Below are 17,945 nucleotides of genomic sequence, written 5' to 3'. Positions count from 1 at the left end.
GTCTCCTCGAGTCATGCGCACCCGCATCGCACTCGAGGAGACCCGTCCGACTGAGGCCCGCGCCGAGCGCGCGACGGCACCCGCCAGCCCGAAGCGGACCGCACCGCCGCGGCGCGCCGCCCTGTGGCTCGGCATCTGGCTCGCGGCGGGTCTCGGCGCGGGCGCGGGCGCCCTCATCTACGCGAGCCTCACCGGCCAAGCGTGGATCATGCCGACGGCGATCGGGGTCGCGGCGATCTCGGTCGCCGGGCCCATCCTCGTCGCCGGCTGGCTCATCGGCCGCGCGCTCCGTCGGGGCGCAGGCGCGCTCGGGCTGCTCTTCGCCCTCGGCATGCTCGCCGCGGGCGTCGGCATGGCGGCGTCGCTCGCCGCCGTCTCGGCGATCGGCTGGTCGGCGATGGCCGCCTCCGCCCTGGCACTCGCGCTCATCGTGCGGTTCTCCGCGCGGCGGGGTGCCTGCGCGAGGCGCTCCGCCCGCCGGACGCCAGGCCGCCGCTAGCCCGTGAACGACGCGGCCACCGCGGCCGCCTCACCGGCGGTGAACGCGCACGCGAACAGGTGCGTCCCCGAGCCGACGATCGTCGGCTCTGACCCGTCGGGCAGCACGATCTCGGCTTCCGTCGACGGCGGGACGACGACCTCGAGGGCGAAGGCGTCGTCCTCGAGAGTCCAGGACGCCTCCGCGCGACCGTAGGGCGTCTCGTGGGCGGTGCGCGCCCACGTGAGCTCGGGAGTCGGAAGCGGCGCGACCCGGATGCGGCGGTAGCCCGGCGCTGCCGGAGCAAGTCCGCCGACTCGCCGGTGGAGGAAGTCGGCCACAGCGCCGAACGCGTAGTGGTTGAACGACGTCATCTCGCCGGGGTTGATCGAGCCGTCGGGGAGCATCGAGTTCCAGCGCTCCCAGACGGTGGTCGCCCCCATCGTCACGGCGTAGAGCCACGACGGGCACTCCGTCTGCAGGAGGAGCCGCCACGCCGTCGCGGCGTGACCGGTGTCGGCGAGCGCTTCGAGCACGTGCGGCGTGCCGAGGAAGCCCGAGCCGATCGCGAACCCGTCGGCGGCGACCTGGGCGGCCATGAGCTCTCCCGCGTGCTCCTCCTGCTCGGGGAGCAGGAGGCCGAAGCGGATGGCCAGGGCGTACGCGGTCTGCGACGGGAACGCCGCGCGCCCCGTGGGGGTGACGTACTCGTCGCGGTAGCGCGCCGCCGTGCGGGCGAAGAGGTCCGCGTAGCGCGCCTCGTCCTCGGGGCGGTCGAGTACGGCGGCGGCGTCGCGGAGGATGCGCGCCGACAGCGCGAGGTACGCGGTCGCGACCGCCTGCCACGGCAAGCGCGCAGCCCACGGCTGGTCGTCGGGCGCCGCCGCGTCGAGCCAGTCGCCGAACGAGAAACCTCCACTGGAGAAGTCGAGGGCGTCGCCCGCTCGCGCGGCGAGCGCCTCGACCCATCCGGTCATCGAACCCCACTGGCGGCGGAGGATCTCGACGTCGCCGTAGCGCTCGTAGAGCGTCCACGGCACGACCGTCGCGGCGTCGCCCCAGCCGGCCTCGGCCCCGAGCGGCGGCATGTTCGGGTCGACGTCGGCCCAGGGGATGTAGACCGGCACGTTGCCGTCGTCGTGCTGGTCGGCGGCGAGGTCGGCGAGCCATCCGGTGAGCATCCCCGACGTGTCGTAGAGGTACGCGGCGGTCGGCGCGAAGGCCATCAGGTCGCCCGTCCAGCCGAGGCGCTCGTCGCGCTGCGGGCAGTCGGTCGGCACGTCGAGGAAGTTGCCGCGCATGCCCCACACGACATTCTCGTGCAGACGGTCGAGCAGCGGATCCGAGCACGAGAAGGTGCCGACGCGGCGCATGTCGGTGTGCAGCACGACGGCCTCGAACGCCGACGGATCGACGTCGCCGGGCCATCCGCTCACCTCCGCGTACCGGAAGCCGTGGAACGTGAAAGCGGGCTCCCACGTGAACGCGGCGCCATCGCCGAGGACCACATCGGTCGCGCGGGCGCGCCGCAGCGGTCGGGTGCCGAGCTCGCCGTGCTCGAGCACCTCGGCGTGCCGCAGCACGATCTCGCCTGCGTCGGCCGGGACGCGCACCCGGAGGCGGCCGACGAGGTTCTGCCCGAAGTCGAGGATCGTCCGGCCGGTCGGCGAGGTGCGCACCTCGACGGGGCGGATGGCCTCGGTGCGGCGGACGGCCGGACCGTCGGGCGCGACGAGGGTCGCGGGGTCGAACGCGACCGTCGACACGGCATCCCACGCGGCGTCGTCGAAGCCGGGCTCGTCCCATCCGGCGACGGCGCGCCGCGCATCGTAGGTCTCGCCCATGTACAGGTCGGCGCGCGTCACGGGCCCGAGGGTCGAGCGCCAGGTCTCATCGCTCCCGACCACCGTGAGGGAACCGTCGGCGTGCTCGACCTCGAGCTGCACGAGCGCGGCCGTCCGGTCTCCGTAGAGGTCGCGGAGGCCGCCGAACCCGAGGTACCCGCGGTACCAGCCGTCCGCGAGGTGCACTCCGAGGGCGTTGCGTCCCTCGTGCACGAGCTCGGTGACATCCCACGTGCGATAGCGCAGCCGCCGCGCGTAGCTCGTCCATCCGGGGTGGAGCACGTCGTCGCCGACGGGGCGCCCGTTGATCCGCAGCGTCATGACGCCCCGGGCCGTGGCGCGGACGCGGGCGCGCACGATCCCGCCGCGGAGCTCGGCCTCGCCGCGCAGCAGCGCGGCCGGCTCGCCGCCGTCGCCCGTCTCGGGCAGCGCGGGAGCGACCATCCGCGCCTCCCACAGTGCGGAGTCGAGCAGCCCCGTCTCGAGGACGGTCGGCGCGCTCCAGTCCGACGCGTCGCCCTCGGCGCCCCACACGCGCACCCGCACCGAGCGGCGCGCCCGGCTGCCGAGCGCCTCGGCAGGCCAGGGCACGAGCACCTGATCGACCGACTCGACGCGTCCGGTCGTGAACGCGCCCGCGTCGGAGACGATCTCGATCTCGTAGGCGCGCTGCGCCCATCCGGGCTGGTCGGCGTCGACGATCCACGACAGGCGCGGACGCGTCTCGCCGATGCCGATCGGCTCGCGGTGGTGCTCGACGGTCACAGGGCGGGCGGCGATGCTCATGGGGCTCCTGACGGATGGCGGACGACGGCGTCCGCGGATGGTCGTGGTCGGGTCAGAGGGGATCGACGAGATAGCCGTCGATGACGTCGCGGATGTCGTCGGCCATGTCGACGTCGAAGCCGTTCAGCCAGAGGAGCTCGAGGCCCTCCGTCATCGCGATCGTGCGCAGCGCGGCGGTGCGCGGGTCGACGCCGTCGCGGAGCCCTCCGTCGTCGCGCACCTCGGCGAACGCGCGGGTGACGGCGTCGGCGATGCGCTCGAGGCGGGCGTGGAAGTACTCGTGCGCGGGATGGTCCGGGTCGACCGCCTCGGCCGAGAGGTTGCGGTAGAGCTGCACGACACCGCGCTGGGCGGCCTGCGCGCGGGAGATCTCGACGAGGCCGAGGAGGAAGTCGCGGCCGCGCCGCGCCTCGAGGACGCCCTCGGCGCGCGCGTCGCGCTGCTCGAGAACGGCGCGCAGGAGGGCGATCTTGCCGCCCGCGAAGTGGTGGAGGACCCCCGTCTGGGTGATGCCCACGGCGCGCGCGATCTCGTTCACCGAGCTCGCGGTGTACCCGTTCTTCGCGAACATCGCGAACGCGGCGTCGAGGATCTGCGCGCGGCGTTCCGCGCTCTTCCGGTACTCGCCTCGGGGCCCTGCCATGTCAGCACCGTACCAGGATCCGCGCAAAAACATTGAACCCTTCAACTTTTCGTGTTAGCGTCTCCCGCATCCCGGCGACGGGACCCCATCGACGAAGAGACGGCCGACCCGACGGCCCCCATCGGCAAGGAAGCCACCATGACCATTCCCGAAGACGCCCCCGCGGCCACGCCGTTCGGCGCGGCCCCCGCGATCACGACCGACACCCTGCGCGAGGTCACCCCGACCGAGGCGTTCCGCCAGAGCGTGAAGCGCCCCCGCGGCTTCACGTTCTTCCTCGTCCTCGCGATGGTGGGCGCGGCCGCCGCCCAGATGTCGGCGGCGCTCCTCACCCTCGCGCTCAAGGCGACGGAGATCGACGCCGCGACCGCGACGACGACGATCTCGATCTCGAGCGCCGTCGCGGGCATCCTCACGCTGTTCGCGCTGCCCATCGTCGGCACACTGAGCGACCGCACGCGGTCGCGCTTCGGCCGGCGCCGTCCGTATCTCGTCGTGGGGGCGATCGCGTTCGTGCTCGGAGCCATCCTGCTCGTGACGGCCACCAGTGTGCCCGTGTTCGTCGCGGCGCACCTCCTCATCACGACCGGGTTCGTCGCGGCCAACGTCACGGTCATGGCGCTCCTCACCGACCAGCTGCCCGCCGACCAGCGCGGCGTCGCCACGGCCCTCGTGAGCATGAGCACGCCGATCGGCGCGCTCTTCGGGATGGCGGTGGCGGTGCCGTTCGGGCAGCAGCTCCTCCCGCTCGTGGGCATCCCGACCGCTCTCGCCGTCATCGGGATGCTCGTGCTCGCCGTGGTCGTCCGCGACCCGAAGTGGGAGTTCCCGCAGCCGCCCTTCGACCTGCGAGCCGCCCTGCGCGTGTTCTGGGTGAACCCGCTCAAGCACTCCGCGTTCACGTGGGTCTTCACGAGCCGCATGCTCGTGTTCTCGGGCGTCGCCGCGCTGAACGGATACCAGCCCATCTTCCTCATGCAGAAGCTTCACATCGATCCCGCGGCTCTCGGTTCGATGATCCTGCTCACCGTCGTCGTGAACCTCGGCATCACGATGCTCGTCGCCCCGCTCGTCGGCAAGCTCAGCGACCGCCTCGGCGTCCGCAAGCCGTTCATCCTCGTCGCCGCGGTCATCCTCGCCGTCGGCCTCGTGCTCGCCTCGCTCGCGCCCGACTTCGGCTTCTACCTCGTGGCGTGCACGGTCGTCGGCCTCGGCCAGGGCGTGTACTTCGCGGTCGAGCTCGTGCTCGCGACGCAGGTGCTCCCCGACCCCGACAACCCCGCGAAGGACCTCGGCATCCTCAAGATCGCCGACAACCTGCCCGTGACGATCGTCGCCGCGGCGGCGCCCGCCCTCCTCGCGATCGGCGCGGGGCCGGCCGGCCCGAACTTCGCCGCGCTCTTCATCGCCGGCGCGATCGCCGCGGTGATCGGCGGCCTCGTGATCCTCTTCGTGCGCGGAGCGCGCTGACCTCGGATGGCCGCCCCGCGCGGGCGGCCATCCCTCCTCGATCGAATCCCGAAGAAAGCAGTGACGACATGACCTCCTTCCCCGACGGCTTCCTCTGGGGCGTCGCGACGGCCGGCCACCAGAACGAGGGCGGCAACGTCCACAGCGACATCTGGTTCCTCGAGAACACGACGCCGACGCTGTTCCGGGAGCGCTCGGGTGAGGCCTGCCGCGCATACGACCTCTTCGAGAGCGACCTCGACCTCGTCGCGGGCCTCGGGCTCAGCGCCTTCCGCTTCTCGGTCGAATGGGCGCGCATGGAGCCCGAGCGCGGCGTCGTGTCGCAGAAGGAGCTCGACCACTACGAGCGGGTCGTGGACGCCGCGCTCGAGCGCGGCCTCGCACCCCTTGTGACGCTCAACCACTTCGCGTCGCCGCACTGGTTCTCGGCCGCGGGGTCCTGGCTCGCCCCCGACGCCGCGGCTCTGTTCGCCGAGCAGGCCGACCGCGTCATGGCGCGCTTCGGGGACCGCCTCGAGGCGGTCGTGACGCTCAACGAGCCGAACCTCGAGCAGCTGCTGCAGGCGGGCGGCAAGCTGCCTCCTGTCGCCGAGCAGCTCAAGCGCGACATGCTCGCCGCGGCCGCGCGGGCGGCCGGCGCCGAGCGCTACTTCGCGTCGAACGTGCTGCCGGCCGAGGCGCAGGCCGACTTCCAGGAGGCGTTCACCGTCGCGCACCGCGCCGCGAAGGCCGCCGTCCAGGCCCGGCGGGCGGACCTCCTCGTCGGCGTCTCGATCGCGATCTCCGACGAGGTCGCGCTGCCCGGCGGTGAGGCGCGTCGCGACGCGCGCCGTGCGGCGGTCTACGACCACTGGCTCGAGGTCGCCCGCGACGACGACTTCATCGGCGTGCAGAACTACGAGCGGACCTATCACGACGCCTCGGGCGAGGTCGTCCCCGACGGGCCGCGCAACGGGATGGGCACGGTCATCGAGCCGGCGTCGCTCGCGGGCGCCGTCCGCTACGCGCACGAGGTGTCGGGCGTGCCCGTGCTCGTGACCGAGCACGGCATCCAGACCGACGACGACGCACAGCGCGCGGCGTTCATCCCGGCGGCGCTCGAGGCCCTCGGCGAGGAGATCGCGGCGGGCACGCCCGTGCTCGGCTACTGCCACTGGACGCTCATGGACAACTTCGAGTGGATCTTCGGCTACGGCCCCAAGCTCGGCCTCGTGTCGGTCGACCGCGACACGTTCGCGCGCACGCCCAAGCCGAGTGCCGCGGTGTACGCGGATGCCGTGCGCGCGGCGCGGGCGGTGCGGGCGGTGCCGGCGGCCGGCTGAGCTGCTTCCGCTCTGGGGCGATGGCTTGTCCCGCTCCGGGAGCAGGACAATCCGCCGAGAGCAGGACGATCTTCGCCCGATCGTCCTGCTCTCGGTCTTTTCTCCTGCGCGCGGTCTGTCTCCTGCTCCCGGTCTTTCGGCCTTTCTCCGGCGGCGGGCGCGGGCGGGTTGGTAGGGGCCTGAGTGGTCGTGTCTCGGTTTTGGCTGGTTAGCGGGCTGGATTCCCGCAGGGGGTGAGACACGCACGCACGCACGCGCCGCCGCACGCGCCGCCGCACGCGCCGCGGCCGCCGCACGCACCGGCGGCCGCGCGTCCCTCCCGGGGTGCCTACCGGCCGAGCACGGCCTCGATGCCGGGCATCGGCCATCCGGTGTACGCCTCGGCGAGGTAGGTGCGTCCGGCCTCCGACTCGACGACCGTGCGGAGCTCCCCGAGCTGGCGCCGGCGGTCGAAGTCGCTCGCCTCCGGCTGCAGGTGCAGCATGCTCGTCATCCACCAGGAGAAGTGCTGCGCCTTCCAGATCCGCTGGAGCGCGGTCTCGGGATAGGCGTCGACGAGCGCGTCGTCGCCGTCGGCCAGCGCGCTGCGCAGCGCCTCGCTGAGGAGCACGACGTCGGCGACGGCGAGGTTCATCCCCTTGGCGCCCGTCGGCGGGACGGTGTGCGCCGCGTCGCCGACGAGCACGACGCGGCCGCGGCGCAGCTCGTGGGCCACGAAGCTGCGGAACCGCAGGATGTCGCGCTGGAAGATGCGACCCTCCTTGAGCGTCGTGCCGGGAACGCGCGCTTGCAGCGTCTCCCACAGCTCGGCCTCGGTCAGCGCATCCGGGTCGGCCTCTGGGTCGCACTGGAAGTACATCCGCTGCACCTCGGGGCTGCGCTGGCTGATGAGCGCGAAGCCCTCGGCCGAGTTGGAGTAGATGAGCTCCTCGGCGCTCGGCGGCGCCTCGCAGAGGATGCCGAACCACGCGAACGGGTACTCGCGGAAGTACCCCGCCCGCTGCCCGCTGACCGATGACCGCGCGACCGAGCGCGAGCCATCCGCGCCGACGATCCAATCAGCCTCGATCTCGACCGGCGCGCCGGACGCGTCGCGCGCGATGAGGCGGGGTCGATCCGACTCGGCGTCCTCGACACGCTCTGCCGTGACCTCGAAGCGGAGGTCCTGGCCGGCGGCGAGTCGCGCTGCGATGAGGTCCTTGAGCGCCTCGTGCTGGGGGTAGAGCCACACGGCCCTGCCCGCGGTCGCAGCGAAGTCGATGCGATGGTGCTCGCCGGCGAACGCGAGCTCGATGCCCTCGTGGCGCCGCCCGACGGTGTGCACGCGGTCGGATGCCCCGGTCTCGCTGAGGATCTCGACCGTGCCCTGCTCGAGGATGCCGGCGCGGATGGTCGTCTCGATCTGCTCGCGCGAGCGCTGGTCGATGACGATCGACTCGATCCCCTGACGGCCCAGCAGGTGCGAGAGGAGGAGGCCGGCCGGGCCGGCTCCGATGATGGCGACGCGCGTGCGCTCGGTCATGTCCGTCTCCTTCGACGTGGTCGGGATGGCACGAGTCTCTCGGGCGGGACGGCCCGCCTGCGCGATTGTTCCCGTTCAACGGGAATCGCGTCCCGCGCGGCGTCAGCGCCGGGACGCGCCGAGCGAAGCGGAGATCCCCGCCGCTGCCGCACGGAGCTCCTCGACCGCGCCGGCGGTCGGCGCCTCGCGCGGCAGGACGACCGACAGGGCCGCGATCACCGGGCCCCGGCCATCCCGCACCGGAACGGCGACGCCCGTCGACACCGATTCGATCGAGCCCTCCGCGACGACGAATCCGTCGCGCCGGATGGCGCCGAGGCGGCGCCGCAGCTCGACGGGGTCGACGACGGTCTCCGGTGAGACCGCGGCGAGCGGCTCGGCGAGCACCCGCTCGCGCTCCTCCTCCGGTGCGAAGGCGAGGAGGATGAGACCCGACGACGATGCGTGCAGGGGCAGCCGCCCGGCGACGCGGGTGATGTTGGCACCCGACGTCGGCGACGACAGGCGCTCGAGGAAGAGCGCCTCGCCCCGCTCGAGCACTGCGAGCTGGGTGTGCTCGCGGATCCGGCTCTGCACGCGCTCCATGAACGGCAGGGCGACCTGTCGCAGCCGCAGGGCGAGGGAACCGCGCTCGGCGAGCTCCCACAGGCGCAGGCCGAGGCGGATGCGGCGCTCGCCATCCCGCTCCAGCAGCCCCGACGCGACGAGGTCGGCGACCATCCGATGCGCCGTCGACGACGGCAGGCCGGCGCGGCGGCCGATCTCGGCGGTCGTCTGCACCGTGCGGTCGGTCGTGAACGTCTCGAGCACGCGCACGATCCGCTCGGTGACCGAGTCGCCCGACGGGGAGTTCGCCATGGGGCCATTGTCGCCCGCCGTCCGGGCATGTCTCGTTTCGTGCGTGACCGGAATCGGATGGCTGGGGCGCGTGTGCGCGTGTCGTGCGCAGGGGGCGACTCCTGTCGCACGGATCCGATTCGGGGGACGCGGGAGGCCATCCGGCCAGGTCTCCATGTCTCGCGTCGTGCGGGTTCGGATGGCCCAGAGGCGCGACAATCGAGACATGGGAGTGGAGGGAGAGGGCGAAGGGGTCCTCACGCGGGCGATGCGGATCCTCGCGTGCTTCACGGCCGACGAGCCCGATCTCAGCGCGACGCGGCTGTCGGAGCAGACGGGGCTGTCGTCGTCGACGCTCCACCGCATTCTCGCCCAGCTCGTCGATCACGGCCTGCTCGCCCGCGCTCCGGGGCGGCGCTACATCGTCGGGCCGCGGCTGTGGGAGCTGGGCGAGCTCTCGCCGCTGTCCCTCCGGCTGCGCGAGACCGCGCTGCCGCACATGCAGCGGCTCTACGAGGCGACCGGCGAGAACGTCCACCTCGCGGTGCTCGACGCGCCGACGCCCGAACGCGCATCCGCGCTCTACGTCGGACGCGTCACAGGCCACGGATCCATCCCGACCCTGTCGCGCATGGGCGGTCGCCACCCGCTCCACACCGTCGGCGTCGGCAAGGCCATGCTCGCGCAGCAGGGGGAGGAGTGGCTGCGGCAGTTCTTCCGGGCGCCGCTCGAGCGCGAGACCGTGCACTCCCTCACGACCGAGGAGGCCGTGCGCGCCGACCTCGCCGCCACCAAGGCCCGCGGCTACGCGGTCGCGCGCGAGGAGATGACCCTCGGCAACATCTCGATCGCCGCGATGCTCGGGCACGTGCGCGGTCTCCCGCCCACGGCGATCGGCGTCGTCGCGCATATCGACACGGCGGATGAGCGGCGCCTCGCGGCTCTCGTGCGGCAGACGGCCGCCGCCCTGACGCGCGAGCTCCGCGACGCGAGCTGACGAGCTCGCTCCGGCCATCCGCCCGGGACACGACGCAGGACTTCCCGCGCCTTCGCGGCTGCCCGACCCCGGAATCACGCGGCCCACCGTCCGCGTCGCGCCCGGAACTCCTGCGCTGTGTCCCGCGAACGCCGCCCGAACGCCGCCCCTCGCCCCCAACGCCGCCCCTCGCCGACCCCTCCTCCCACTCACCGGGAGAATCCCGCCCGCCAGCGCGGCGGTCGCGCCACACTGGACCGGCAGCTCGTCGAAGGAGACACCATGACGCCAGAGCAGACCGCGGCGGCCCCCGAGTCGCTGCTCGCCTCGCCCGATCAGGTGAGCCAGGCCGAGATCACCGAGGAGATCCGGCAGATCCACGCCGACGCCGCCGCGCGCGTGGCCGCGGGGGAGAACGTGCCCAGCACGCTCTACGACTTCCCCCCGTACCGGTCGAGCATCCTGCGTCACCCGACGAAGAACCCGAAGCTCGTCGACCCCGAGACGATCGAGCTGTGGTCGCCCGCCTACGGCGAGCGGGATGTCGCGGCGATCGAGTCCGACCTGACGCTGCAGCACGCGGGCGAGCCGCAGGGCGAGCGGATGACCGTGAGCGGCCGTCTGCTCGACGGCTGGGGGCGTCCGATCGCGAACCAGCTCATCGAGCTGTGGCAGGCCAACGCCGCTGGCCGCTACATCCACCAGCGCGACCAGCACCCCGCTCCGCTCGACCCGAACTTCACGGGCGCCGGCCGCACGATCACCAACGCCAACGGCGAGTACTCCTTCACGACGATCAAGCCGGGCCCGTACCCGTGGAAGAACCACGTCAACGCGTGGCGTCCTGCGCACATCCACTTCTCCGTCTTCGGCCGCGGCTTCACGCAGCGCCTCGTGACGCAGATGTACTTCCCGAGCGACCCGCTGTTCGCGCTCGACCCGATCTACAACACGATCCGCGACCAGAAGGACCGCGAGCGGCTCATCGCGACCTACGACCACGACCTCACGGTGCCCGAGTTCTCGATGGGCTACCGCTGGGACATCGTCGTCGACGGCCCCGACGCGACGTGGTTCGAGCCCGAGGGAGACGAGCACTGATGACCCGCAGCGACCTCGGCGAGAAGACGCTCGCCCCCACCGCCGGCCAGACCGTCGGACCGTTCTTCAAGTTCGGGCTCGAGTTCGACGGGATGGCGCAGGTCGCCTTCCCGCACAGCCCCGGCGCGATCGTGCTCGGCGGCACCGTGCGCGACGGCAACGGGCACCCCATTCCCGACGCCGTCGTCGAGATCTTCGGCGCCGACACGGATGGCACGGTGCCGCGTGCGCGCGGAACGCTCCGCCGCGACGGGCATTCGTTCACGGGCTACGGCCGCTCGTTCACGGATGACGAGGGCCACTACGAGTTCTGGACACGCAACCCCGGCCCGATCGAGGGCAAGGCGCCGTTCTTCGCGGTGGTGCTGTGGGCGCGCGGGCTTCCCAACAAGCTGCACACGCGCATCTACCTGCCGGAGGAGCCCGAGCGCCTCGCGCAGGACCCGCTCCTCGCCTCCCTCGACGAGGGCGAGCGCGCTACGCTCGTCGCGACACGCACGTCCGATGGCTACCTGCACCACGACATCCGGCTGCAGGGGGATGAGGAGACCGTCTTCCTTGCATACTGACCCCGACCGCTTCGACGCCGGACTCCTCTCGCCGGTGACCGCCGGGCGCGAGGATCGGGTGTCGGACGCCGCGGTGCTGTCGGCTCTCGTGCTCGCCGAGCGCGCGCTCATCGAGGCCTACATCGCGGTCGGGGCGGTGACGGACGTCGACGCCGTGCGCGCCGAGGCCGACGCTCTCGGCGTGGCCGACGTGCGCGCGCTCGCGCTGGCCGCGGTCGCCGGCGGGAACCCCGTGATCCCGCTCGCGAACGAGCTGCGGATCTTCGCGGGGCCGCACGTCAAGCCGTGGATCCACCGGGGCGCGACGAGCCAGGACATCCTCGACACGGCGCTCATGCTCGTCGCGAAGGATGCCGCGGCGCACGTGCTCGCCTCGCTCGACGCGGTCGTCGGGTCGCTCGAGCACTTCGCGCAGGAGTACCGCGACGTGCCGGCCGCCGCGCGCACGCTCACCCAGCACGCGGTGCCCACGACCGTCGGCCTCCGCGCCGCGAACTGGCTGCGGGCCGTCCGCCGGGCGCGAGCGCGGCTGGCCGCGCTGGAGTTCCCCGCGCAGCTGGGCGGAGCAGGCGGCACGCTCGCCTCGTTCGTCGAGGTCGCGGGGCGCGCACGCGCGAGCGAGCTGCCGGCCGCCTTCGCGACGGCGCTCGGCCTCGCGGCTCCCGACGGCGTCTGGCACGTCACCCGCTGGCCCGTGACCGAGGCCGGAGACGCGTTCGCGCAGGCACTCGACGCGCTCGGCCTCATCGCCGCCGACGTGGCGACGCTGTCGCGGACCGAGATCGGCGAGCTCGCCGAGGGCACGGGCGGCGGCTCGTCCGCCATGCCGCAGAAGCAGAATCCCGCGCGGTCGGTGCTCATCCGCTCCGCCGCCATCCGCGCCCCGCACCTCGCCGCGACGCTGCACTCGGCGGCCGGCCTCGCCGTCGACGAGCGCCCCGACGGCGCATGGCATGCCGAGTGGCCGACGCTGCGCGAGCTCCTGCGGCTCGCCCTCGGCGCCTCGGCGCACGCGGTCGACCTCGTCTCGGGGCTCCGCGTCAACCGCGACGCCGTGGAGCGGAACCTCGCCGCGACCGGAGGGCTCATCGTCGCCGAGCGCCTGTCCGTCGCGCTGGGCCCCGTGCTCGGGCGCGATCGCGTGAAGGACATCGTCTCGGCCGCGGGAGCGGGCGGCGACCTGCGTGCGCTCGTCGCGGCGGCCCTCGCCGAGGCGGGCGTCGACGGCGTCGACGTCGACGACCTCCTCGACCCCGCGCGGTACACGGGGCTCGCGGGGGCCTCCGTCGACCGCGCGACCGAGGATGCCGCCGACCACTCGCCCCTGACCGAGGAGGAGAGCGCATGATCGCCCTCACCGCCCCCGTCGGCCCCGCCGACGCCCCGCTCGTCGTGCTCGGGCCCTCGCTCGGCACCTCGACCATCCTCTGGGAGAGCGTCGCCCCGCTCCTCGCCGCGCGCTTCCGCGTCGCCCTGTGGGACCTCCCGGGGCACGGCGCTGCGAAGCCGGTCGCGGAGCCCTTCACGGTCGGCGACCTCGCCGACGCGGTGGCCGAGGCGGTCGGCGAGCCCTTCCTCTATGCGGGCGTCTCGCTGGGCGGCGCGACGGGGCTCGAGCTCCTGCTACGGCACCCGGGCCTCGTCTCCCGCGCCGCGATCGTGTGCGCGTCGCCGCGCTTCGGCGAGCCGCAGGCGTGGCATGACCGTGCAGCGCAGGTGCGCGCGCAGGGCACGCCCGTGCTCGTGAGCGGCTCGGCCGAGCGGTGGTTCGCGCCGGGCTCGATCGCCCGCGTGCCGGTGCTCAGCGGGCGGCTGCTTCACGCGCTGAGCGACGCCGACGACGAGAGCTACGCGCTGTGCTGCGAGGCCCTCGCGCAGTACGACGTCGCCGATCGCCTCGGCGAGATCGCGGTGCCCGTGCTCGCGGTCGCGGGCGCGCACGATCCCGTGTCGCCGCCCGCCCACGCCGAGGCGATCGCGCAGGGGGTGCAGGACGGCCGCTCCGTCGTGATCCCCGACGCGAGCCACCTCGCGCCCGCCGAGCAGCCGGCGGCGGTCGCCGAGCAGCTCATCCGCCACTTCGAGGGGATCGCACGATGACCCGACCCGACGGCCAGGGGCTCACCGACGAGGAGCGCTACGACCAGGGGATGGCGGTGCGCCGCGCGGTGCTCTCCGACGCGCACGTCGAGCGCGCGACGGCGCATCAGACGCCCTTGAACGCGGACTTCCAGGACCTCATCACCCGCTACGCGTGGGGGGACATCTGGTCGCGCCCCGGCCTCGATCGCCGGTCGCGCTCGGTCGCCGTGCTCAGCTCGCTCATCGCGCACGGGCATCACGAGGAGCTCGCGATGCACCTGCGCGCGGCCCTCCGCAACGGCCTCACGGTCGACGAGATCCGCGAGGTCATCCTGCAGTCCGCGATCTACTCGGGCGTGCCCGCCGCGAACACGGCGTTCCGGATCGCGAACGAGGTCCTCTCCGACGACGCGTAGGCTCGCGGCGTGACCGGATCGCCGTACGCGCGGGCGCTCGGGGCGCGGATCGACGAGCTCCATCCGACCCTGCGGCGGTACTTCTCGACGATCCCCGAGGGGAGCGTCGGCGTCGGGGAGGGCGTGTTCGACACGGTGGGCACGCCGCGCCGCTGGCTGCATCCCCTGCTGCGCGTGCTCGAGGCGCGCGGCGTCGTGTGGGCCGGCTGGGCGCGCGACGTGCCGTTCCGGATCGTCAACCGGACGGCGGATGGCCGCGCGCTCGCCCGCAGGGAGCTGCGGCTCCCGGGCGGCGACTGGACGATGGTCGACGCCGTCGCGCTCGCCGAGACAGGGCGCGTCGTCGATCGGCTCGGGGAGCCCCCGACGCTCGCGGCGGTGTTCGACGTCCGGGTGGACGACGGGGCGCTCGTGCTCGTGAGCCGGTCGGTCGGGCTGCGCTGGGGGCGCCTGCGGGTGCGCCTCCCGCGTCGCGTGGCGCCCGTCGTGCGCCTCCGCGAGAGCTGGGACGACGCGGACGGCCGCCAGCGCGTGGAGCTGACGGTCGACGCGCCCGTCGTGGGCCGCGTGTACGCGTACCGGGGGACGTTCCGGTACCGGATCGAACCCGACGCCGGCGGGTAGTCTGGCGACACGATGAGGATCACGCGCCGCACCCTGCTCGTCGGCGCCGGCACGGGCGCCGTCGCGATGCTTCTCGCGTCGTGCACGGGCGATCCGCAGCCCGCGCCGTCGACGCCCGCGCCGTCGACGCCGGCCCCGATCCCGACGCCGTCGAACGGCGTGCCGGTGCCCTCCGCCTGGCTGCGCAGCACGTGGTCGGCCGACCCGTACGCTCGCGGAGCGCGCAGCTTCATCGCGGTCGGCGCGACGCCGCAGCACCGGGAGGCGCTCGCGCAGCCGGTCGGCGACCGGGTGTTCTTCGCGGGCGAGGCGACCGCCACCGATCAGCCGGCGACGGTCATGGGCGCGCACCGCTCGGGCTCACGCGCGGCCGACGAGGTGCTCGCGGCCGCGGGCTCGGGGGAGCGCCTCGCGGTCGTGGGAGCGGGCATCGCCGGCGCGGTCGCGGCGCGCGCGCTCGCCGACGCCGGTCACGACGTCACGGTGTTCGAGGCGCGCGACCGCGTGGGCGGGCGCCTCCACTCGGTGCCCGACGACCCGTGGCCGATCCCGGCCCAGCTCGGCGCGTGGACCTTCGGAGACGACGACGAGGCGTTCCTCGGGCGCCTGCGGCTGCTCGGGATCCCCGACATCGACCTCGACACGGCCGCCGGATGGTCCGAGCAGGGCGAGACGGCGACGCTCGCGTTCGACGCCGTGCGCGAGGCGGTCGAACGCGGCAGCGCGGGCGCCGCGGACGTGCCGCTCGAGGCCGCACTGCTCGCGACAGGCGCCGACCTCGACGATCAGGCGCTCGCCGCGTCGCTCGCCTGGCTCGCGGCGACGACGGGCGCGAGTGCGGCTGATGCCTCGTGCTGGTTCCCGCCGCCGCTGCCCGCCGACACGCTGCGCGCGGCGGCGGGCGATCTCGCCGGCCTCGTCGAGGGGCCGCTCGACGACATCCAGGTGACGCTCTCGTCGCCCGTCGTCCGCATCGCGCACGACGACCGCGGCGTGAGCCTGCGCCTCGCGACGGGCGAGGCCCTGTCGTACGACCGGGTCGTCGTCACGGTGCCGCTCGGCGTGCTCAAGCACCAGGGGATCGAGTTCTCGCCCGAGCTGCCGGCCGCTCAGCGGGGAGCCGTGGCGGCGCTCGGGATGGGCGCGATCGAGACCGTGTGGCTCCGCTTCGAGGAGCGGTTCTGGGCGACGGACGCCGCGATCTGGCACCTCGCCGGCGGGACAGGCGCCATCCGCACCTGGTTCAATCTCGCGCCCGCGACCGGCGAGCCCGTGCTCGTCGGCCTCGTGGGCGGCGACGAGGCCGAGGCGTTCGCGGCGCTCGACGACGGCGACGCGCAGTCCGCTGCTCTCGAGTCGCTCGGGTTCTTCGCGCCGGCGTCGCCCACGCCCGAGCCGACCCCGTCCGAGCCGACGCCGTCCGAGCCGACCCCGTCCGCGGGGTAGCGCGGTCTCAGAGCTCGGTGTGGCCGAGGTCGGGCTGCGCGACGAACCGCGCGACCGCCTCGCCCGCGTGCAGCTCGAGCACGGCGATCCGGTTGCCCGTCTCGCGCACGACCGGGCCGGGCACGTACATCGTGCGCTGCGGGCCCCGCGACCAGAACCGGCCGAGGCAGAACCCGTTCACCCACACGACGCCCTTGCCCCATCCGGATGTGTCGAGCAGCAGGTCGCGGCCCGCGGGCGCGTCGAACATCCCGAACGCGACGCCGGGGCCCGCGTGCGCGGCGGATCCGTGTGCGCTCGCGCGGTCGGCCAGCTCGTCGAGGCGCTCCCACGTGAGCGGTGCCGCCTCCCATGCGTCGATCGGCGCGCCGTCGAGCGTCGCGGGACCGATGAGCCCCGTGGGCTCGCCGAGGCGCGGGCCGTAGTTCACCCGCCCCTGGTCCTCGACGAGCAACTCGAGCACGCCGCCGTGGGGCAGCGCGATGCGCCGCTCGCCGTGATCGCGGCTGAGGACCCCGACCGGCTTCCGGTCGAGGAAGACCTGGGCGCGATCGCGGACCTCGTCGAATGCGAGCACGCCCGGCGCCTCGATCGGGCGCGTGGCGCGGTACAGCGTGAACCCGCCGAAGTGGTCGAGCTCATCGATCGTCGGCAGGTGGTCGACCGAGGTCTCCGCGCCGAGCAGCTCGAGACCATCCCACAGCGAGAGCGCGCGGTCGAGCGCGACGTCGAAGACGGGCGCGTCGGGCCGGACGGCCGCTGGCTCCTCGTCGGGGACCGGCGCGTACTTCGCGATGACGTCGCGGAACGCGCGGTACTTCGCGGTCGGGTGGCCCGTCTCGTCGAGCGGCGCGTCGTAGTCGTAGCTCGTGACGATGGGGATGTACCGCCCCTTGTCGTTCGCTCCGTTCGTGAATCCGAAGTTCGTGCCGCCGTGGAACATGTAGATGTTCACCGAGGCGCCCGCCGCGAGCAGGTCGTCGAGCTCGCGCGCCGAGTCCTCCGCCGAGGTCGTGTGGTGGTGCTCGCCCCAGCTGTCGAACCATCCGCACCAGAACTCCGAGCACATGAGCGGCCCCGTGGGCTGGTGACGGCGCAGCGTGGCGAGCCGCTCGGTCGCCCGCGAGCCGAACGAGCCGGTGCGGTGCAGGTCGGGCAGGCCGCCCGCGGCGAGCATCTCGTCGGTGGGCTGGTCGACGGTGGTGAGCGGCACGGTGATCCCGATCGCGCGCGTGAGGTCGGCGACCTCGCGCAGATAGGCCGCATCGTCGCCGAACGCGCCGTACTCGTTCTCGACCTGCATGAGGATGATCGGCCCGCCTGCGTCGATCTGCCGCGGCACGAGCACGGGCGCGATCTGCGCGTAGTACTCGCGCACGGCGTCGAGATACCGGGGCTCGGAGCGGCGCACCCCGGCGCCGTCGCGGAAGAGCCAGGCCGGCAGGCCGCCGTTGTCCCACTCGGCGCAGATGTACGGCCCCGGCCGCACGATCGCGTGCATGCCCTCGGCCGCGACGTCGTCGAGGAAGCGGCCGAGGTCGAGGCCCCCGTCGAGGCGGAACTCACCGCGCCGCGGCGCGTGCGCGTTCCACGCGATGTACGTCTCGATCGTGTTCAGCCCCATGGCCCGCGCCTTGCGGATGCGGTCGCGCCACTGGTCGGGGTGCACGCGGAAGTAGTGCAGCGCGCCCGCGAGCACGCGGAACGGCTCTCCGTCGAGCAGGAAGTCGTGCTCCCCGATCGCGAACCGGCTCATCGGGGGTCCTCCTCGTCGATCGCGCCGCCGACATCCGTCATCGGGGGCGAACTCCGAGCGTATCGAGCGGATG

At 73.6% G+C, this 17,945-nt stretch carries 16 protein-coding genes; 11 read left to right on the top strand and 5 right to left on the bottom strand.

What is annotated here, in order from left to right:
- Positions 1 to 13 precede the first annotated feature (13 nt).
- Positions 14 to 499 (top strand): hypothetical protein, encoded by a 486-nt coding sequence (locus M1D56_RS14710; protein ID WP_456284018.1) that lies wholly within the window; start codon positions 14 to 16, stop codon positions 497 to 499.
- Here M1D56_RS14710 and M1D56_RS14705 read toward each other — a convergent pair.
- Positions 496 to 3,108 carry a family 78 glycoside hydrolase catalytic domain gene (locus tag M1D56_RS14705; RefSeq protein WP_456284017.1) on the bottom strand — a complete coding sequence of 871 codons (2,613 nt, stop codon included), beginning with the start codon at positions 3,106 to 3,108 and terminating at the stop codon, positions 496 to 498. The genes M1D56_RS14710 and M1D56_RS14705 overlap by 4 nt on opposite strands.
- A gap of 52 nt (positions 3,109 to 3,160) precedes the next feature.
- A complete protein-coding gene (locus M1D56_RS14700) occupies positions 3,161 to 3,751 on the bottom strand; it encodes a TetR/AcrR family transcriptional regulator (protein WP_456284016.1) in 591 nt (196 codons plus the stop codon).
- A 138-nt stretch (positions 3,752 to 3,889) separates the two neighbouring features.
- Here M1D56_RS14700 and M1D56_RS14695 point away from each other — a divergent pair, with 138 nt between their 5' ends.
- Both M1D56_RS14695 and M1D56_RS14690 read left to right on the top strand, forming a co-directional pair.
- A complete protein-coding gene (locus M1D56_RS14695; protein WP_456284015.1) occupies positions 3,890 to 5,221 on the top strand; it encodes an MFS transporter in 1,332 nt (443 codons plus the stop codon).
- Positions 5,222 to 5,289: 68 nt separating this feature from the next.
- The gene (locus M1D56_RS14690) at positions 5,290 to 6,543 is read left to right on the top strand and encodes a glycoside hydrolase family 1 protein (RefSeq protein WP_456284014.1); all 1,254 of its coding nucleotides are present in this window, start codon (positions 5,290 to 5,292) and stop codon (positions 6,541 to 6,543) included.
- A 328-nt stretch (positions 6,544 to 6,871) separates the two neighbouring features.
- Here the strand turns inward: M1D56_RS14690 and M1D56_RS14685 are convergent, their stop codons facing one another.
- Both M1D56_RS14685 and M1D56_RS14680 read right to left on the bottom strand, forming a co-directional pair.
- Positions 6,872 to 8,065, bottom strand: a complete 1,194-nt coding sequence (locus tag M1D56_RS14685) for a 4-hydroxybenzoate 3-monooxygenase (protein WP_456284013.1) — start codon at positions 8,063 to 8,065, stop codon at positions 6,872 to 6,874.
- 102 nt (positions 8,066 to 8,167) lie between these two features.
- Positions 8,168 to 8,923 (bottom strand): IclR family transcriptional regulator, encoded by a 756-nt coding sequence (locus M1D56_RS14680; RefSeq protein WP_456284012.1) that lies wholly within the window; start codon positions 8,921 to 8,923, stop codon positions 8,168 to 8,170.
- Positions 8,924 to 9,128: 205 nt separating this feature from the next.
- Between M1D56_RS14680 and M1D56_RS14675 the strand changes: the two genes are divergently transcribed.
- The 8 genes from M1D56_RS14675 to M1D56_RS14640 all read left to right on the top strand — a co-directional run bounded on the left by M1D56_RS14675 (position 9,129) and on the right by M1D56_RS14640 (position 16,116).
- Positions 9,129 to 9,899, top strand: a complete 771-nt coding sequence (locus tag M1D56_RS14675) for an IclR family transcriptional regulator (protein ID WP_456284011.1) — start codon at positions 9,129 to 9,131, stop codon at positions 9,897 to 9,899.
- A gap of 261 nt (positions 9,900 to 10,160) precedes the next feature.
- On the top strand, positions 10,161 to 10,979 hold the full coding sequence (gene pcaH / locus M1D56_RS14670; RefSeq protein ID WP_271172973.1) for a protocatechuate 3,4-dioxygenase subunit beta: 819 nt from the start codon (positions 10,161 to 10,163) through the stop codon (positions 10,977 to 10,979).
- Complete coding sequence (gene pcaG / locus M1D56_RS14665) at positions 10,979 to 11,548, top strand: protocatechuate 3,4-dioxygenase subunit alpha (protein ID WP_456284010.1); 570 nt, start codon at positions 10,979 to 10,981, stop codon at positions 11,546 to 11,548. Before pcaH ends, pcaG begins: the two co-directional genes overlap by 1 nt.
- The gene (locus M1D56_RS14660) at positions 11,538 to 12,896 is read left to right on the top strand and encodes a lyase family protein (protein WP_456284009.1); all 1,359 of its coding nucleotides are present in this window, start codon (positions 11,538 to 11,540) and stop codon (positions 12,894 to 12,896) included. The genes pcaG and M1D56_RS14660 overlap by 11 nt, the downstream gene beginning before the upstream one ends.
- Entirely contained in the window at positions 12,893 to 13,648 is a 756-nt protein-coding gene (locus M1D56_RS14655) for an alpha/beta fold hydrolase (RefSeq protein WP_282978806.1), read from the top strand. The genes M1D56_RS14660 and M1D56_RS14655 overlap by 4 nt, the downstream gene beginning before the upstream one ends.
- Complete coding sequence (pcaC, locus tag M1D56_RS14650; protein ID WP_456284008.1) at positions 13,645 to 14,046, top strand: 4-carboxymuconolactone decarboxylase; 402 nt, start codon at positions 13,645 to 13,647, stop codon at positions 14,044 to 14,046. The genes M1D56_RS14655 and pcaC overlap by 4 nt, the downstream gene beginning before the upstream one ends.
- A gap of 9 nt (positions 14,047 to 14,055) precedes the next feature.
- Positions 14,056 to 14,670 (top strand): DUF4166 domain-containing protein, encoded by a 615-nt coding sequence (locus tag M1D56_RS14645; RefSeq protein WP_456284007.1) that lies wholly within the window; start codon positions 14,056 to 14,058, stop codon positions 14,668 to 14,670.
- A 12-nt stretch (positions 14,671 to 14,682) separates the two neighbouring features.
- Complete coding sequence (locus tag M1D56_RS14640) at positions 14,683 to 16,116, top strand: FAD-dependent oxidoreductase (RefSeq protein WP_456284006.1); 1,434 nt, start codon at positions 14,683 to 14,685, stop codon at positions 16,114 to 16,116.
- Between the two features lie 7 nt (positions 16,117 to 16,123).
- Here M1D56_RS14640 and M1D56_RS14635 read toward each other — a convergent pair whose 3' ends face one another.
- Entirely contained in the window at positions 16,124 to 17,872 is a 1,749-nt protein-coding gene (locus tag M1D56_RS14635; protein ID WP_456284005.1) for a glycoside hydrolase family 35 protein, read from the bottom strand.
- Positions 17,873 to 17,945 lie beyond the last annotated feature (73 nt).

This window comes from Microbacterium sp. JZ101 (assembly GCF_053903175.1).
The sequence above is the reverse complement of the archived record's forward strand: the minus strand, read 5'-3'. Positions and strand labels throughout refer to the sequence as shown.

Coding starts and splice junctions, on each gene's coding strand:
- M1D56_RS14710 (WP_456284018.1), top strand. CDS start 14: ATGCGCACCCGCATCGCACTCGAGGAGACCCGTCCGACTGAGGCCCGC.
- M1D56_RS14705 (WP_456284017.1), bottom strand. CDS start 3,108: ATGAGCATCGCCGCCCGCCCTGTGACCGTCGAGCACCACCGCGAGCCG.
- M1D56_RS14700 (WP_456284016.1), bottom strand. CDS start 3,751: ATGGCAGGGCCCCGAGGCGAGTACCGGAAGAGCGCGGAACGCCGCGCG.
- M1D56_RS14695 (WP_456284015.1), top strand. CDS start 3,890: ATGACCATTCCCGAAGACGCCCCCGCGGCCACGCCGTTCGGCGCGGCC.
- M1D56_RS14690 (WP_456284014.1), top strand. CDS start 5,290: ATGACCTCCTTCCCCGACGGCTTCCTCTGGGGCGTCGCGACGGCCGGC.
- M1D56_RS14685 (WP_456284013.1), bottom strand. CDS start 8,065: ATGACCGAGCGCACGCGCGTCGCCATCATCGGAGCCGGCCCGGCCGGC.
- M1D56_RS14680 (WP_456284012.1), bottom strand. CDS start 8,923: ATGGCGAACTCCCCGTCGGGCGACTCGGTCACCGAGCGGATCGTGCGC.
- M1D56_RS14675 (WP_456284011.1), top strand. CDS start 9,129: ATGGGAGTGGAGGGAGAGGGCGAAGGGGTCCTCACGCGGGCGATGCGG.
- pcaH (WP_271172973.1), top strand. CDS start 10,161: ATGACGCCAGAGCAGACCGCGGCGGCCCCCGAGTCGCTGCTCGCCTCG.
- pcaG (WP_456284010.1), top strand. CDS start 10,979: ATGACCCGCAGCGACCTCGGCGAGAAGACGCTCGCCCCCACCGCCGGC.
- M1D56_RS14655 (WP_282978806.1), top strand. CDS start 12,893: ATGATCGCCCTCACCGCCCCCGTCGGCCCCGCCGACGCCCCGCTCGTC.
- pcaC (WP_456284008.1), top strand. CDS start 13,645: ATGACCCGACCCGACGGCCAGGGGCTCACCGACGAGGAGCGCTACGAC.
- M1D56_RS14640 (WP_456284006.1), top strand. CDS start 14,683: ATGAGGATCACGCGCCGCACCCTGCTCGTCGGCGCCGGCACGGGCGCC.
- M1D56_RS14635 (WP_456284005.1), bottom strand. CDS start 17,872: ATGAGCCGGTTCGCGATCGGGGAGCACGACTTCCTGCTCGACGGAGAG.